Source organism: Rhizobium anhuiense bv. trifolii (assembly GCF_024346605.1).
Taxonomy (GTDB): domain Bacteria; phylum Pseudomonadota; class Alphaproteobacteria; order Rhizobiales; family Rhizobiaceae; genus Rhizobium; species Rhizobium anhuiense.
Map to the genome: position 1 here is coordinate 1,438,825 of NZ_CP098803.1, position 14,656 is coordinate 1,453,480.

General features: G+C 61.3%; 19 protein-coding genes and 1 pseudogene. 12 read left to right on the forward strand and 8 right to left on the reverse strand.

Translation table 11 applies throughout. The features are described 5' to 3' along the window. Window positions 1-13: 13 nt before the first annotated feature. Window positions 14-334, forward strand: coding sequence for a hypothetical protein (locus tag NE851_RS15615; RefSeq protein ID WP_097542782.1), 321 nt, complete (start codon window positions 14-16; stop codon window positions 332-334). After that, a complete protein-coding gene (locus tag NE851_RS15620) occupies window positions 331-564 on the forward strand; it encodes a hypothetical protein (protein ID WP_097542781.1) in 234 nt (77 codons plus the stop codon). The genes NE851_RS15615 and NE851_RS15620 overlap by 4 nt, the downstream gene beginning before the upstream one ends. 47 nt (window positions 565-611) lie before the next feature. Here NE851_RS15620 and NE851_RS15625 read toward each other — a convergent pair whose 3' ends face one another. Beyond that, window positions 612-1,439 carry an oxidoreductase gene (locus NE851_RS15625; RefSeq protein WP_047614081.1) on the reverse strand — a complete coding sequence of 276 codons (828 nt, stop codon included), beginning with the start codon at window positions 1,437-1,439 and terminating at the stop codon, window positions 612-614. Between the two features lie 80 nt (window positions 1,440-1,519). Here NE851_RS15625 and NE851_RS15630 point away from each other — a divergent pair, with 80 nt between their 5' ends. Continuing rightward, complete coding sequence (locus tag NE851_RS15630; protein WP_168333913.1) at window positions 1,520-2,458, forward strand: AraC family transcriptional regulator; 939 nt, start codon at window positions 1,520-1,522, stop codon at window positions 2,456-2,458. Window positions 2,459-2,536: 78 nt separating this feature from the next. Here the strand turns inward: NE851_RS15630 and NE851_RS15635 are convergent, their stop codons facing one another. Then, the gene (locus tag NE851_RS15635) at window positions 2,537-3,139 is read right to left on the reverse strand and encodes a TetR/AcrR family transcriptional regulator (protein WP_168333912.1); all 603 of its coding nucleotides are present in this window, start codon (window positions 3,137-3,139) and stop codon (window positions 2,537-2,539) included. Window positions 3,140-3,190: 51 nt separating this feature from the next. Here NE851_RS15635 and NE851_RS15640 point away from each other — a divergent pair, with 51 nt between their 5' ends. The 3 genes from NE851_RS15640 to NE851_RS15650 all read left to right on the forward strand — a co-directional run bounded on the left by NE851_RS15640 (window position 3,191) and on the right by NE851_RS15650 (window position 4,601). Continuing rightward, window positions 3,191-3,640 carry a VOC family protein gene (locus tag NE851_RS15640; RefSeq protein WP_047614085.1) on the forward strand — a complete coding sequence of 150 codons (450 nt, stop codon included), beginning with the start codon at window positions 3,191-3,193 and terminating at the stop codon, window positions 3,638-3,640. Between the two features lie 131 nt (window positions 3,641-3,771). Then, window positions 3,772-4,245 carry a nucleoside deaminase gene (locus tag NE851_RS15645; RefSeq protein ID WP_047614464.1) on the forward strand — a complete coding sequence of 158 codons (474 nt, stop codon included), beginning with the start codon at window positions 3,772-3,774 and terminating at the stop codon, window positions 4,243-4,245. A gap of 152 nt (window positions 4,246-4,397) precedes the next feature. Beyond that, a complete protein-coding gene (locus NE851_RS15650) occupies window positions 4,398-4,601 on the forward strand; it encodes a cold-shock protein (RefSeq protein WP_047614086.1) in 204 nt (67 codons plus the stop codon). 17 nt (window positions 4,602-4,618) lie between these two features. Here the strand turns inward: NE851_RS15650 and NE851_RS15655 are convergent, their stop codons facing one another. Beyond that, window positions 4,619-4,975 carry an ArsR/SmtB family transcription factor gene (locus NE851_RS15655; RefSeq protein ID WP_047614087.1) on the reverse strand — a complete coding sequence of 119 codons (357 nt, stop codon included), beginning with the start codon at window positions 4,973-4,975 and terminating at the stop codon, window positions 4,619-4,621. Between the two features lie 107 nt (window positions 4,976-5,082). Here NE851_RS15655 and NE851_RS15660 point away from each other — a divergent pair, with 107 nt between their 5' ends. Further along, complete coding sequence (locus NE851_RS15660) at window positions 5,083-5,829, forward strand: glucose 1-dehydrogenase (RefSeq protein ID WP_168333911.1); 747 nt, start codon at window positions 5,083-5,085, stop codon at window positions 5,827-5,829. An 86-nt stretch (window positions 5,830-5,915) separates the two neighbouring features. On the opposite strand, the gene NE851_RS15665 is transcribed toward NE851_RS15660, so the two are convergent. Then, window positions 5,916-7,706 carry an ABC transporter ATP-binding protein gene (locus NE851_RS15665; protein ID WP_168333910.1) on the reverse strand — a complete coding sequence of 597 codons (1,791 nt, stop codon included), beginning with the start codon at window positions 7,704-7,706 and terminating at the stop codon, window positions 5,916-5,918. A 362-nt stretch (window positions 7,707-8,068) separates the two neighbouring features. Next, window positions 8,069-8,779, reverse strand: a complete 711-nt coding sequence (locus NE851_RS15670; RefSeq protein ID WP_168333909.1) for a helix-turn-helix transcriptional regulator — start codon at window positions 8,777-8,779, stop codon at window positions 8,069-8,071. An 89-nt stretch (window positions 8,780-8,868) separates the two neighbouring features. On the opposite strand from NE851_RS15670, the pseudogene NE851_RS15675 reads away from it, so the two are divergent. After that, window positions 8,869-9,267, forward strand: a pseudogene (locus NE851_RS15675) (VOC family protein). A 241-nt stretch (window positions 9,268-9,508) separates the two neighbouring features. Here NE851_RS15675 and aac(6') read toward each other — a convergent pair. Continuing rightward, window positions 9,509-9,961 carry an aminoglycoside 6'-N-acetyltransferase gene (aac(6'), locus tag NE851_RS15680; RefSeq protein WP_097623303.1) on the reverse strand — a complete coding sequence of 151 codons (453 nt, stop codon included), beginning with the start codon at window positions 9,959-9,961 and terminating at the stop codon, window positions 9,509-9,511. Between the two features lie 299 nt (window positions 9,962-10,260). Here aac(6') and NE851_RS15685 point away from each other — a divergent pair, with 299 nt between their 5' ends. The 3 genes from NE851_RS15685 (at window position 10,261) to NE851_RS15695 (ending at window position 12,232) form a co-directional block, all read left to right on the forward strand. Continuing rightward, window positions 10,261-10,641: a hypothetical protein gene (locus NE851_RS15685; RefSeq protein WP_047614095.1), complete on the forward strand. Its 381-nt coding sequence runs from the start codon at window positions 10,261-10,263 to the stop codon at window positions 10,639-10,641. A 280-nt stretch (window positions 10,642-10,921) separates the two neighbouring features. Beyond that, window positions 10,922-11,299 carry a hypothetical protein gene (locus tag NE851_RS15690; RefSeq protein WP_097623269.1) on the forward strand — a complete coding sequence of 126 codons (378 nt, stop codon included), beginning with the start codon at window positions 10,922-10,924 and terminating at the stop codon, window positions 11,297-11,299. Between the two features lie 402 nt (window positions 11,300-11,701). Next, the gene (locus NE851_RS15695) at window positions 11,702-12,232 is read left to right on the forward strand and encodes a dihydrofolate reductase family protein (RefSeq protein WP_063476557.1); all 531 of its coding nucleotides are present in this window, start codon (window positions 11,702-11,704) and stop codon (window positions 12,230-12,232) included. Between the two features lie 33 nt (window positions 12,233-12,265). On the opposite strand, the gene NE851_RS15700 is transcribed toward NE851_RS15695, so the two are convergent. Both NE851_RS15700 and NE851_RS15705 read right to left on the reverse strand, forming a co-directional pair. Next, window positions 12,266-12,835: a pyridoxamine 5'-phosphate oxidase family protein gene (locus NE851_RS15700; protein WP_168333907.1), complete on the reverse strand. Its 570-nt coding sequence runs from the start codon at window positions 12,833-12,835 to the stop codon at window positions 12,266-12,268. Between the two features lie 93 nt (window positions 12,836-12,928). Next, the gene (locus tag NE851_RS15705; protein ID WP_063476699.1) at window positions 12,929-13,633 is read right to left on the reverse strand and encodes an SDR family oxidoreductase; all 705 of its coding nucleotides are present in this window, start codon (window positions 13,631-13,633) and stop codon (window positions 12,929-12,931) included. Window positions 13,634-13,750: 117 nt separating this feature from the next. Here NE851_RS15705 and NE851_RS15710 point away from each other — a divergent pair, with 117 nt between their 5' ends. Continuing rightward, window positions 13,751-14,632: a LysR substrate-binding domain-containing protein gene (locus NE851_RS15710; RefSeq protein ID WP_168333906.1), complete on the forward strand. Its 882-nt coding sequence runs from the start codon at window positions 13,751-13,753 to the stop codon at window positions 14,630-14,632. The last annotated feature ends 24 nt before the right edge of the window (window positions 14,633-14,656 follow it).

A 14,656-nucleotide genomic window follows, 5' to 3' on the forward strand; every position in this document is an offset into this window, starting at 1 on the left:
GACAGGACGACGCATGCCAGAACAAATCACATGGAAATCGTGGGAACATGTCAGTGGCCGAGAAATCAAGTACAAATGGCGGCACGCCTGGAAGGAAAAAGCCGGCGACGATTACGTCGCTTTTGACGGCGATACCCAGATCGGAAGGATATTCCGGTCACAGGCAGGCGGAGGGATCGATAATCGCTGGTTCTGGATCGTGGCGGCTGACGGCAGCCATCGATTGGATTGGCCATCGGCCGGATACGAGGACAGCGCCTATGTCGCCTCGAGGCGGCTGGAGATGATCTATGAGAGCATCAAGAGCGGGAAATCAAGGATGGCGCAGCCATGAGCATTGAAGGCCATTCGAGCGCGCCCGGCGCCAATGAGATCGTCGAGCATTATTGCGAGCACCGGCTTGCCGACGGCACACGCTGCAAGGAATGGGGAGGCTGGGGCCACAGCCCATCCCCGGCCGTGCCGACGCGCTGGTGGTGTTGGGAACACTTCCCGCACAAGACACTCGAACAGGAACAGGCGCTCAGGCGGAAGCTGGAGGCGGCCGGGAAAATCATCCACTGAAGTTGGCTGATGATCCCGCGTTGAAGCGGAAAGCAAAGCCTCCGCCATCAGCCGTCGGTCGAGACGGTGAGGGATTTCCACGCCTCGATCTCCTGCTGCAGGCGAGCGATCCTGTCCGACACGTGGCTGAGGGCGTCGCTGCCGAGCAGAAGCTGCGGCGGCGGATTATCGGATTCGACCAGCTCCAGCACCGCCGCCGCCAGTTTGGCGGGGTCGCCGAGCTGCTTGCCGCTGACGGCCTGTCGCGCCTGGCGTATCGGATCGAAAAGGGCGTCATAGTCGGCGATGGACCGCGCTGTGCGCACCATCGATCGTCCGGCCCAGTCCGTCCGGAAGGAACCAGGGCAAAGGGTCGTCACATGGACACCGAACGGAGCCATTTCCGCACGCATCACCTCCGATATGCCTTGAAGCGCAAATTTGCTGCCGCAATAATAAGCGATGCCGGGCATGGTGATCATGCCGCCCATCGAGGTGACGTTGACGATGAACCCGCGGCGTCGCGCGCGGAACCGTGGCAGAAATGCCTTGGCAACGGCGACGGCGCCGAACACGTTCACGTCGAACTGCCGCCGCATCTCTTCGATCGGCGACTCCTCGAGCACGCCCTCATGGCCGTAGCCGGCATTGTTGATCAGCACGTCGACAGGCCCATGCTCCTCCTCCGCCTGCCGGACGACATCATCGATACGGTCGAACGCGGTGACGTCGCAGAGGACCGGCCGCAGGCCAGGCAGGGTTTTGGCGAGCGCTGTGCGCGAGGCTTGCGAGCGCATGGTGCCGATCACCCTGTGGCCGGCCTGAAGAGCCGCAGACGCGATGGCCAGCCCGAAGCCGGAATTCGATCCGGTGATGAAAAAGGTCTTTCGTGACATCGGCAAACATTCCTTGATTGAGGGTGGATTTTGACAAATAGTATGAAGAACCCGGTGCTTCGATGGCGGATTCTCTGAATATGTTGCCAAATCCTATGTCAGGCGATCGCGACCGATCGAAGCGGCGAGAGATGGTCGCGTTGGCCGGAGGCCTCGCGCCGCGTCACGGATACAATCCGACCGCGCTCAATTCCGTCCGCATCTTGCGCACCGAAGCCGTGCTCCACGACATCCCGGTGCTCTATAAGCCCGGCGCGGTTTTCGTCTTGCAGGGCAGCAAGCAGGGCATGCTCGAAGGCGAGGTCTTCCTCTATGACGAGGAGCATTATCTGGCGGTGTCGCTGCCTGTCCCGTTTCGGATGACGTCGACGGCCAGTCCCGAGCGGCCATTGCTGGCGGTCTATGTCGAGTTCGATATGCAGATGGCAGCCGAGATCGCGCTGCAGGTGGAACAGCATGCCGAACTGCCGGGCGACGAGCCGAGAAGCCTGGTGTCGAGCAGGATGGATGGCGATATCGAGGATGTCCTGCTGCGCCTGCTGACGGCGCTACGCAGCAGCGTTGAGATTGCCGTGCTTGGCGCCGGCCTTCTGCGCGAACTGCACTACCGGGTCCTGGTCGGTCCGCAAGGCGGCGCGATGATCGCCGCCCTCCAGCAGAAAGGCAGATCCGGAAAGATTATCCGGAGCCTCGCCTGGTTGCGGGAAAACTATGGCCTGGAGATTGCCGTCACCGATCTGGCAAGAGAGGTGGGCATGAGCGTTCCCTCCTACCATGTCCATTTCAAGGATCTGACCGGCAACAGCCCGATGCAATATGTCAAAGCCATGCGGCTTCACGAAGCAAGATTGATGATCGCGCGCCGGACGAGAACGATCGCCGAGGTCGCGGCTTCGGTCGGCTACGCCAGCCCGGCGCAGTTCAGCCGCGACTTCAAACGGCATTTCGGGCGCACCGCCTCGGAAGAGATCAAGTGGGTCCAGCGCCACCTCGGCGAGCCGGGTGACGATCGCGGCTAGCTCGTTTGGTCGGCCGCCTGCGCAGCGGCGGTCAGCGGGCAGGCGGGATACCGGCGCCGCCGATGGCGACGTGAGGATTCATGCGCCCGACGGTGCAACGGCCCGCAACGCGGTCCTGACGATCGCATCGCCGAACTCCGGCGAGACCGGGCGATGGCCGACCAGCAGCCGGAAGAAGACCGGTCCGTAGATCATGTCGAGCAGCGCCTCCATATCAGGCGGCGCCACGATCTCTCCGCGAGCCAGAGCCTGCTCCAGGATGACACGACCGGCGTTGCGGCTCGACAGGATCACCCGATTGCGGAAGGCCTTGGTGAATTCGCTTTCCGGATCGGCGGCCGCAAGTGCCATGGTGATCTGCCGCCCGCGCGTGCTCGCAAAGGCCGTCACCAGTCCGCTCATCTGCGCGCCGAGAGCCGCCTGCGCAGTGGCCCCTCCAACCTCCGTTTCCGGGAGCCGGTTGACCAGAAGAGCGGCCATCGCCAGTTCCTGCGCATTGGCCCAGGAGCGATAGATCGTCGGCTTGCCGACACCGGACCGCGCCGCCACGGCTTCGATCGTCATGCGGCCGAAACCTTCGGCCATCAGGATTTCATGGGCGGCCTCCAAGGCGCGCCTCTGCGCGGCAGCGCTTGGCGGCCGCCCTCTTTTCCTAGGTGTTGCACTGCGCTCTTGACTCATATCATTACGATACGTAACGTTATTAAAGAAACCAGTCAAGGAGGATCATCCATGCCGAGTTTTGCCCGAAAAGTGAGCGCCTACTTCATCGTCAAGGATGCGGCACGCGCCATCGACTTCTACAAGGAGGCGTTCGGCGCCACGGAAGTCTTCCGCATGACCGATCCTTCGGACGGGCGGATCGGCCATGCCGAGCTGCGTTTCGGAGAGACGCTGATGATGTTGGCGGACGAATATCCGGACTTCGGCGCCCTTTCTCCCGATACCGTCGGAGGCTCGCCGGTAACCTTCCACATGGACACGGCGTCGACCGACGCCGCACTGGCGCAGGCGCTGTCGGCCGGGGCGACGATGTTGCGCCCGGCGACCGACCAGAGTTTTGGCGAGCGGGTGGCCCAGGTGCTTGATCCCTTCGGTCATCGCTGGATGTTGTCGCAAACCATCGAGCAGGTCACACCGGAGGAGATGCAACGCCGCTGGAACGAGGACATGTCGGCGTGAGCGCCGCCGCGACGAGATGAGAAAAAATGACGCTGGTGGCGATACCGATCGCCGACTCGAATCTGATTTGCAGCCCTTGGAAATCCCACCGATTCAAGACAAACTCATCCCGCTCTAGCGGGGGGACCATGATGGAAAACCACGAGCCGTTTTTACGCGAGGCGATCGCGCTCTCGAAATCCGCGATGGAACGTGGCAACGAACCATTTGGCTCGGTGCTGGTGAAGGACGGCGAAGTCATCCTGCGCGCCGAAAACAGCGTCTTCACCGGCCACGATATGACGAACCATGCCGAGATGAACCTGGTTAAACTGGCCGCACAGCACTACGACACGGCGTTTCTCGCTGACTGCACGCTCTACACCAGCACCGAGCCCTGCGCGATGTGCTCCGGGGCGATTTACTGGTCGGGCATCGGGCGCATGGTGTTTGCCTGCTCGGAAACGCGGCTTGGCGAGATCGCCGGGATCGGCTTGAACGTGCCGAGCCGGGCGGTGCTGCAAACCGGCGCGCGCACCGTCACCGTGGTTGGCCCGACGAACCTCGAAGACGAAGCCGCCGACGTCCATCAGCAATTCTGGCCGAAGCATCTGGGCAAGACTTAGAGCGCCTGCGTCCTTTGACGCTCTCTCTCGATAACAATCATGGGCACAATTGAAGCCCAGATAGCAGTGATCTGCATGCTCGCCATTGATAGTCGAGCGCTGGCGCTGTAGCGTCCGCTTCGCAATCCGGACGAACGAAACAGGAGGCTCTTATGCCAACGGGTACGGTTAAATTCTTCAACGACGACAAGGGCTTCGGCTTCATCACGCCTGAGGGCGGCGGACAGGATGTGTTTGTTCACGTCTCTGCCCTGCAACGCGGCGGTTCGCTCCGCGAAGGCGATAAGGTCAGCTTCGAGGTCGGACAGGACCGCAAGACCGGCAAGTCCAAGGCTGAGAACGTCTCGGTCCTCTGACCGGGCGGCAATGCCGACTATTGAGGGGGCGTTCGCCCCTTCAACTGCCCGGGAAACTGGCCGTAAGCGGTCAGAATGGCCTTGATCAGGCCCGGGAAGCGTTCGTCGAGCTCCGCGCAGCGGGTTTGATTGAGCATCTCCACACCCTGGCGCTCGCTGACGATCAGCCCCGACTCCCGCAATACCTTGAAATGATTCGACAGCGACGACTTCGGGATGACGCGCTCCCCGAACTCCGCGAGGGCAGAACACGTCCTGCCGCAGGCAGCACCGGCAAGCTGCGCGAAAATTGCGGCGCGCTCCGGATCGGCAAGCGCATAGAGAATCGCTTCGGGCCGGATGTCCTCTAATGCTGGGTGAAAGAGCGGTCGCATAAATTTTATATAGCCGCACTTGACATCAAGATCAATAGTTCCGAATTTCTGAACTACGGAACAAGGTCGCCACTCCCGACGGCCGTCCGAGTCAAAAGGAATTCGATATGGCTAAGCTCACGGGAAAGGTTGCCGTGGTCACCGGCGCCTCCAAAGGGATCGGCGCTGCGATTGCCAAGGCTTTTGCGGCAGAGGGTGCACAGGTGGTGGTGAATTACGCTTCGAGCAAGGCCGGCGCGGACGCCGTGGTTGAGGCGATCCACGCGGCCGGCGGCAAGGCCATCGCGGTCCAGGGCGATGTTTCGAAAGCCGAACAGGCACAGGGGCTGGTCGATGCTGCGGTCAAGCAGTTCGGCAAGCTCGACGTGCTGGTCAACAACTCCGGCGTCTATGAATTCGCGCCGATCGAAGAGGTGACCGAGGAGCAGTATCGGCGCATCTTCGACGTGAATGTTCTGGGCGTTCTGCTGACAACCCAGGCAGCGGCCAAGCATCTCGGCGAGGGCGGCAGCATCATCAACATCTCGTCGGTGGTCACCAGCCTGGCGCCGCCGGCCTCTTCGGTCTACACGGGCACGAAGGGCGCCGTGGAGGGCATCAACAGCGTGCTTGCCAAGGAGCTCGGCCCGCGCAAGATCCGGGTCAACGCCATCTTGCCCGGGATCGTGGAGACCGAAGGTACGCACACCGCCGGCGTCATCGGCTCGGATTTCGAGCAGACCTTGGTGGCCCAGACGCCGCTCGGCCGCACCGGCCAGCCGGACGATATCGCCGGCGTCGCGGTCTTCCTCGCTTCCGACGATGCCCGCTGGCTGACCGGCGAGCGCTTGGCCGCCAGCGGCGGTTTTCGCTGATCGTCCAGTGCCCGCGTGCGCAGTGATGGCGCACGCCGACGCCAACGCAGAAAGGAAACGCCAGAGCATCGCCCTGGCGTTTCGGTTCAGGCCACCAGGCCCTTGGTCAGTTCCAGCGCCTGCCGTTCGAACAGCCGGCGATAGATGCCGTCCTTGAGCCGGATCAGCGCCTGATGGTCGCCCTCTTCGACAATCTTGCCCTTGTCGAAGACCAGCAGCCGGTCCAGCGCCCTGACCGTCGACAGCCGATGGGCGATGACAAGCGTGGTGCGGCCGTGCATCAGCCGTTCCATCGCCTGCTGGATCTGCACTTCGCTCTCGCTGTCGAGGCTCGAGGTCGCCTCGTCCAGGATCAGCACCGGTGCATCGGCCAGGAAGGCCCGGGCAATGGCGACACGCTGCCGCTCGCCGCCCGACAGTTTGACGCCGCGTTCCCCCACCATCGTCTCATAGCCCTTGGGCAGGTCCATGATGAAGTCGTGGGCGCTCGCCTGTTTCGCCGCCTGCTCGATCTCGCGCCGCGAGGCGTTCGGCCTGGAATAGGCGATGTTTTCCGCCAGCGTGCGGTGGAACAGGATGGGCTCCTGCTGCACGATGGCGATCTGGCCGCGCAGGCTGGATTGCCTGACCCCTGATATATCCTGCCCGTCGATGCGGATCGAACCCGACTTCACGTCGAAGAGGCGCTGGATGAGCTTGACGAAGGTCGTCTTGCCCGAGCCCGAATGCCCCACCAGACCCACGCGCTCACCCGGCTTGATGGTGACCGAAAAGTCCTCATAAAGCGGAGTGGGATGCGCGCCATACTGGAAGGTGACGCGATCGAAGACGATCTCGCCCTCGCCAATCCTGATCGGCGTGGCGTTCGGCCTGTCCTCGATGCCGAGCGGCATCTTGTCGAGCAGCACCAGCTCTTCCATATCGTTGACGGCACGCTGCAGGTTGCGGATGTCCTGGCCGACATTGCGCAGATAGCCTTGCAGAACGAAGAACATCGCCAGCACGAAGGTGATGTCGCCTGGTGTCGCCAGCCCCTTTTGCCACATCACCAGGCCCGTTCCCAAAATGCCGGCCTGCATGGAAACCATCATGAAGCCCTGGATCGTGCCGCTCAATGTGCCGCGCTTCCATGTCCGCCGCGTGCGGCTGTCCCATCTGGCGAGCACATGGCTCAGCCGCCGCTCTTCGCGGCTCTCGGCGCCGAAGGCCTTGACCACCGCATTGCAGCTGATGGCATCGGCCAGCGCACCGCCGAGCTTGGTGTCCCAGGCATTGGCAAGCCTTGCCGCCGGCGACACGAAACCCATGGAAAGCGCCACGGTCACGCCGATATAGACGAGGGACCCGAAAGCGACGATCAGGCCCATCACCGGCCAATAGCTGCCGAGCACGATGCTGGCGCCGACCAGCATGACGATGGACGGCAGCAGGGCGACCAGCAGCAGGTCGTTGAGCGCGTCGAGCGCCCACATGCCGCGGGTGATCTTGCGCACCGTCGAACCGGCAAAGCTGTTGGCGTGCCAGTCGGTGGAGAACCGCTGCACCTTGTGGAAGCCGTCATTGACGACATCCGCCATGGTGCGCAGCGTCAGCCGGATGATGCCGTTGAAGATGAACCAGCGCAGCGCCACGCTGGTCAGGCCGAGCGCCACGACGATGACGAAGGCGCTGAGCGCACCATCCGCCGCATTGCCGCCGGCAATGGCATCGACGATCCGGCCGGAGAAAACCGGCACCATGACTTCGGCCAGCGTGCTTGCAATCACCAGCACGATGATCGCGCCCACCAGGACAGGCCGATGGCGCCAATGATGAAAAACAAAGCCGAGCACATGGCGATAAGCATCGGCGCGGAAATCGAGCTTCTTGCGAGTCATTTTAATCGCTCGGCCCCGTTTCGGCGGCCGGTCCTCAAAATAGAGAGTTGGATGGCACAGCCCAAACGGGAGACAAACTGATCCCGTCAGATCAAATTGGGCTGTGAGGGAAGTGAAACCGCATGGCGCGCGCTTAAGGCGGGCCGCGAATGGAAATGACCTACTGTCGGGACATTCCGCACGGGAAGACTTCGATGATTGCTAGTGTCATGCAACGCCTCCCTTGTGTTCGATCTGAAACGGTGACCATTTTGTAGCGAATGAGATTGCCGTTGCCAAGCGGGTTTTTACAACCTTACGGAAAGTGATGCGCAAACGACACAATTGGGGGACTGGGAAAAGGTCATAGATACGCGCAACGATCACTGCGCCCCACGGGATTTCCGCATTTCGGCATCGCGCCACTGCTGCCATTGTTGCCTCAGCTTGCTCCGGGACATGCCGATGGATTCATCGAGAAGCTCGACTTTGAGAATCCGTTCGGTGCGGAAATGGCGGAAGGCTTGTTTCGATTGGCACCACGCGATCAACAGGCTGTGCGTGTCGTCATAGCCGAGAAGCACAGGCCAGACGATGCGGCGGGTGATCGTTCCATCCGCCGCGCGATAGTCGAGTTCGAGCTTGCGGCCCTCCCTGATCGCCAACCTCAGCGGACGTGTATCGCGTGTCGCATCGCCGCCGCCGACATCATCCGGTTTGATGCCGACGGCGGGTTGGGCAATATGGGGAAGAAGGTCCTGCGGCATGACCGATGTGATCTTCGCCATCACATCGCCGGCGGCATTCCGCATGGCCGCGTCATTCAACCTTGCCACCATTTGAACGCCGAGCACGACGGCCTCGATCTCATCGGGCGTCAGCATCAGCGGCGGCATGTCATATCGCCGATCGAGGACGTAGCCGAACCCCGCTTCACCCTCGATCGGAACACGCTGGGCCATCAGGTGTGCGATATCGCGGTAGACGGTTCGCCGCGCGACCTCGAGTTCCCCCGCAAGCTCGGACGAGGTCACCGGGCGGCTCGACCGTCGAAGAATCTGGATGATCTGAAAAAGCCGATCCGCTTTTCGCATGCCTGATGACTCCTGCTGCCACAACGCTGTCAGCACGGCTATGGCACAAAAGCAAGGAAAGAGACGGCCGCACAGCCAAGGAGAAGATCATGAAGTTCGCATCCACCCGCCTCATTGCCGCGGATATCACAGGCATGATGGCCTTTTATTAGCTGGTGACCGGCTGCCGCGCCGACTGGCTTGCACCCGTCTTCGCCGAGATCGTCACCCCCGGCGCGAGCCTCGCAATCGGCAGCGCGCAAACCGTGGCCTTGTTCAGCGAGGGCAGTGCGGAGCCCGGCGCCAACAGGACAGCCATTCTCGAGTTCATGGTCTCGGACGTCGATGCGGAATTCGCGCGGCTCAAGGACCAGGTCACGGTCGTGCACGCACCCAAGGATTTGCCGTGGGGCAACCGGACGATGCAGATTTCCGATCCCGAAGGCACACGCGTCGCCCTCTATACACCCGTCACCGACGCCGCGAGACGCCGTTTCGCCGGCCGTTGATCGGCCGACGCTGATGGGGCCGGAGCTTTTGTTTGAGGAAGTTCCGCCCGCAGACGACCGCAACCAGCGCGGCGCGTCGGCTGCTTCCGGCCCGAACCGGTCATGGGCCGTCGCAAAAATCCGCCGCGAAACTCCAACTTTTAGAGTTTTGCGGCGAGCATCCTTGAACGCGGGAAAGACCGGAGTATCGCATAAGTCAGGATTTGTGCGGCGAACCATCTCGTGGAAGGGCAACTCCGGCCTATAGTGGCTTTCGGAAGAACACGACGCGTTGGGTCTCCTCAAATCCTAAAGCGGTATGGAGCGCATGGCTGGCTGAATTCTCTATCGGCGCGTCAGAGCCAAACTCAACACACCCAAGCGACTTACCCCAATCGGCAACGGCATCGCAAAGCAACCGTGCGATACCCTTTCGCCTGTCAACGGGCCTGATATAAATCCCTTCGAGGAATAGAACGGGCGAGCTGCTGCATCCATTCACATAATCATGTCGCAAAGTGGCCTCAGCAAACCCGACAGCTTCATTCGCAGCATTTCGAGCGATGAACGCGACGGCGTCTCCACTTTCTGAAAGCAACGCCCGGCCCAACTCAGCGCGATGATATTCGAGCGAGTGATGCGGCCACAGCGCAACGCGAAGTTCCGCCCACGGCTCAACATCTTTTATGGTCCCAATCGCGATAATCGATTCCATAGTGAGGTTCTCTTTTGTCGCGAAATTCCCGATTAAAGCGACAGTTGTTTTCCTGACTTTTGCAACGTCGCAGAATAGACGGTTTTGAAATGCCGGCAATGTCCGGCATTGGCGCATTCCGGCCGGGACGAAGCTCTCGCATAAAAGCACAGCTACGCAGTCATTGATGATCGCGGGGCCGCTATCGGCCCCGAAGCGGTCATCAGTCGCAACCGAAAGTTAAGGTTCAACCGACAAGTTCGGGCACGGGGCGCTGAGCATGTGATATCGATCGCGTCCGGTGTCCGTCGAGAGTCGACATGAAATTTCGGTTGATTGCAGTATTTCTGATTATCTTGCCAACCGTTTCGACCGCGCAAGAACACAAGCGTCGTTTTCCCAAATATCAATTCTTCTATTGTACGGCCGTCCATATGAAACTGGCCGAAACCTACGGGAAAACAGGTGATACGGTCGCCGAAGCCCTTCACACCCTAGAGGCGGACTTTCTGTACCAAAAAGGAAAGAATGACCTTGTTGAGATTGGAAAGTCTCCGGAGGACGCCGATAGGCGAGTCCAAAAACATCGGGATGGCATTGATAATGAATTGCAGAGTACGCCAAACAGGATTCGGATTATGCTGCGCCTCTGTAACTCATTCTTTCCAGAGCGAGCGAACCGGCCCAGAAATCGGGCGTAGAAATCTCTGCGTGAGAGACCCTGGTGGCGGGCCGTCCCTAAAGCATCGAAAGGTCAGGCGGAGCATGATCACATCGATGATAACACCACTATTGTGGCATCGATTATGATGGTTGGTGTCTATGGGCATCGAACGGAGGGCCAGTTGGTCGATACCATTCGCCTCAGGGCGCGTTGTAAACCGTGATTCACTTGCGGCTTCGACGGCAGGGCGGCTGACCGGCCTGCAAACAGACCGTTATCGTTATTGGAATTTTCGAATTTTGTACCGAGGTTCATGAATGCAACTTCTCTCTTTGCTAATCCTTTTCCGTGACGGCTTTGACGATTTGACTGCGCTACAAGCCGCGCTTGCCCAGTACCGTGAACCCCTTAGGCAGGTCGCTCCGGACCACTTGAAATTCGGTGCACCGGTTGAACTGGACGTTCAATTGGCCAGCGAGAGCGACGTGCTGATTGAATCCCAAGAGATTGCGGAATTTTTCCCTCATAAGGACAGCAGCGAAATTGCACTCTGCAATCAGCGTATCGAACTGTCATGGGAGATGAAAGCCGATCCTGGCTTGATCACAAATCTCATCGGTTTTGTGCAGCCTGAGGTACGTCGCCTGGTCGGCAAGTGTTGGACTTTCGACCCCGCCGGGGGCGCGTGGTTTTAACTGCCCCGCAAAATTGACGACGGCTCGAAGCAGTCACGGGCATAGTCCGACTGACTCAGAAAGGTTTTAGGCTCTCGCTGTTACGATCCATATCGAGGCGACCGGTGTTGCGCCAGCCGGGTGGCCAAGGCCCGCGAGTGCTCCGCGCAATTTGGGTTCAGCCGCCAACTTGATCGCGGGGTTCTCACGAGCAATTTTACCAAGCGGGCCAATGCTCAGCAGCATGCGCGTCATTGCGTCAACGTCACCGCTGGTCACTGCTTCGGCCGCTCCCGACCCTAGGCATACCCGCCCTGAGAGCGAGGCGGCCGCTCATGCGTATTGCAAAACCAATTGCAATTTGAAATCAGTCGAGCTATTTTACCACCCGCGCGGATGTGCCCTTTAAGGAAAGGAAGTGGCATGGCTAAGCTCGTGTTCGGAATGAACCAGTCGCTGGACGGCTACGTCGATCATACGGAATTTGGGCCAAGCCCGACGCTCTTTCGCCACTTCATCGAGGGGACCGAGCGGCTGGCGGGCAGTGTCTATGGCCGCCGAATGTATGAGATCATGCGTTACTGGGACGACGATCAGCCTGAATGGGGTGCAGACGAACAAGCCTTCGCGCAAGCGTGGCGGAAGCAGCCAAAATGGGTGGTCTCGCGCTCGCTGACGCCTGTCGGCCCCAACGCCACGCTTGTTACGGGTGATCTCGAGACCGCGATCCGCAAGTTGAAGGCCGAGCGCGACGGGGAGATCGAAGTTGCCGGCCCGAACCTGGCGCGAAGCCTGACCGAACTCGGCTTGATCGATGAGTATCAGATCTACCTGCACCCCGTCGTGCTTGGTCACGGTACGCCCTATTTCGCCGCACCGCGGCCGCCGCTTCGCCTTGTGGCCCATGATCGGATCGACGAGAATGTGATCCGCTTGACCTACGTCCCTGCCTGATCGCCCGGCTTGCCGGATGGAAATCCGATCGGGTCAGGGGTGGACCCAGCGCGAGGAGGTGAGGGCGCCGAGATTGTCATAGGCAAAGACCGCGCGCCGGTTGTCGGCATGGCGCAGCTGGAACCAGTCGAGCGTCTCGGCCCGGAATATCAGCACGCCGAAGAAGGCCCGTCCGTCGGCGTCTGCGACCGTACCCTCGCTCGCAGGCCACTCCTCGATGTCGTCGCCCGGCGGCCCGCCCATATAGGTGCTGCGTGTCGATGGCGGCAGCAGGCTCCAGGCCTCGGCCGCGCGTTGGCTTGCCGGTCCATAGAGTTCGGCCGATCCCTGAAGGCGAAGCTGCACTTTTAACTGCGGGCCGAAGCCGAGGATGGCGACCGAAGGGTTGGCCGATATTTCCTGCCATTTCGGGCTTCTGACATCGGTATGGATTTCCAGGATGCGCCGCGCCGCATCCGCGCGCCGCAGCACGACCATGCGGGCCTGCGGCCGGCCGCCGGCATCGACCGAACACAGGTTCAGGTAGCGGAAGGCCGACTGCGGATCGGCAGTCGCGCCTTCGAGTTCGGCCCAGGCCGATGCATCGACCTCGGCGAGGGTCACCGTGCCGCCTCCACCTTGGCATTCCTTGTCTCGCCGTCTTTGACGATCCAGCAGCACATCGCTGTTCTCCCCCAGCGTTGAAAGCGATCCCGATCAGACAGACCGGGTCAGGCCGCCGTCAATCTTGAGGCTCTGGCCGGTGATATAACCCGCCCCTTCGGAAACGAGGAAGGAAATCGTCGCGGCCACTTCGGCGCTGGTGCCGTAGCGCTTCATCGGCACGCTGTCGCGGCGCTCCTCCGTCGCCGGCAAGCTGTCGATCCAGCCCGGCAACACGTTGTTGATACGAATGCCGTCGCCCGCAAAGGTATCGGCGTAAATCTTGGTGTAGGCGGCAAGCCCGGCGCGGAAGACGGCCGAGGTCGGGAACATTGCCGACGGTTCGGCCACCCAGGCGGTGGAGATATTGACGATCGCGCCCGACTTCTGCGCCTGCATGATCGGCGTGACCAGGCGAACCGAACGGATGACATTCATCAGATAGATGTCGAGGCCGGTATGCCACTGTTCGTCGGTGATCTCGGTGATCGGTGCACGGGGCCCGTGACCGGCGCTGTTGACGAGGGCGTCGATCCGGCCCCACTTTTCCATGCAGGCGTCGACCAACCGCTTCAGGTCGTCGTTGGACTGGTTCGAGCCGGTCACGCCGATGCCGCCAAGTTCGTTGGCCAGCGCCTCGCCCTTGCCGGACGAGGAGAGGATGGCGACCTTGAAGCCGTCGGCCGCCAGCCGCCTTGCCGCCTCCGCACCCATGCCGCTGCCGCCAGCCGTAATGATCGCTACCTTTTCTACTGCCATCGTCGCCATCCCTGCTCGATTTTACGCCCATTGCCGGGCCTTGATCCTTCGAATACCATGCGCCTTCAATGAGAGCGAACCAGTTTTCCTGAAATATCCCTGTAGAAAAACTATCGAATGTCCATCGGCAATCTCCCATCCCTCAACGCTCTCAGGGCCTTCGATGTGGCGGCGCGGCATCTGAACTTCCGGCTCGCCGCCGAAGAACTCGGCGTGACGCAGGGCGCGGTCGCCCAGCATGTGCGCGGGCTGGAGGCGGAACTCGGGGTGACCTTGTTCGAGCGCCTGCCGAAATCCTTGGCGCTGACGGGCGAGGGGCGCAGCTATGTCGCCGACGTCAGGCGCGCCTTCGAACTGCTTGCCAATGCCACCGCCAACCTGAAGCCGCAGCCGGTGAAACTGACCGTCAGCACGACGCCGACCTTCGCCTCGAAATGGCTGATACCGCGCCTGCCGGACTTTACCGCCAAACATCCCGGCCACGACCTGCACATCCTCGCCACCGATCGAATCTCCAGCTTCCAGACGGATGGCGTCGATCTCGCTGTCCGCTACGGCACGCCGCCCTTCGGTCCCGGCCTTGCCGCCGAGCTGCTGTTCGAGCAGGACATCATTGCGGTCTGCAATCCGGGCCTCGTCCCGGCAGGCCGCGAGCCGCGCAATGCCGGTGAACTCACGCGCCACACCCTGCTGCACGACGTGCACAATTTCTGGCCGGAATATATCGACCGCTTCCTCGGCGGCGGCGATCCCACGCTGTTTCGCGGCATCAGCTTCTCGCAGACATCGCACGCGATCGAAGCCGCGATCGCCGGACAAGGCATCGCCATGGCGACCCGGGCTTTCGTCTCGACCGATATCGAGGCAGGCAGGCTGCGGCAGGTCTTCAATGGCGTGCTCAGAGCGCGGGCGGGCTTCTATCTGGTGAAGCCGCGCTACCGGAAGTCGGAAGCGGTGGACAAGCTTCAGGATTGGCTATGGTCGCAGGTGCAGGGCTGACTGTCTGCTCATCTTCCGTCAGTC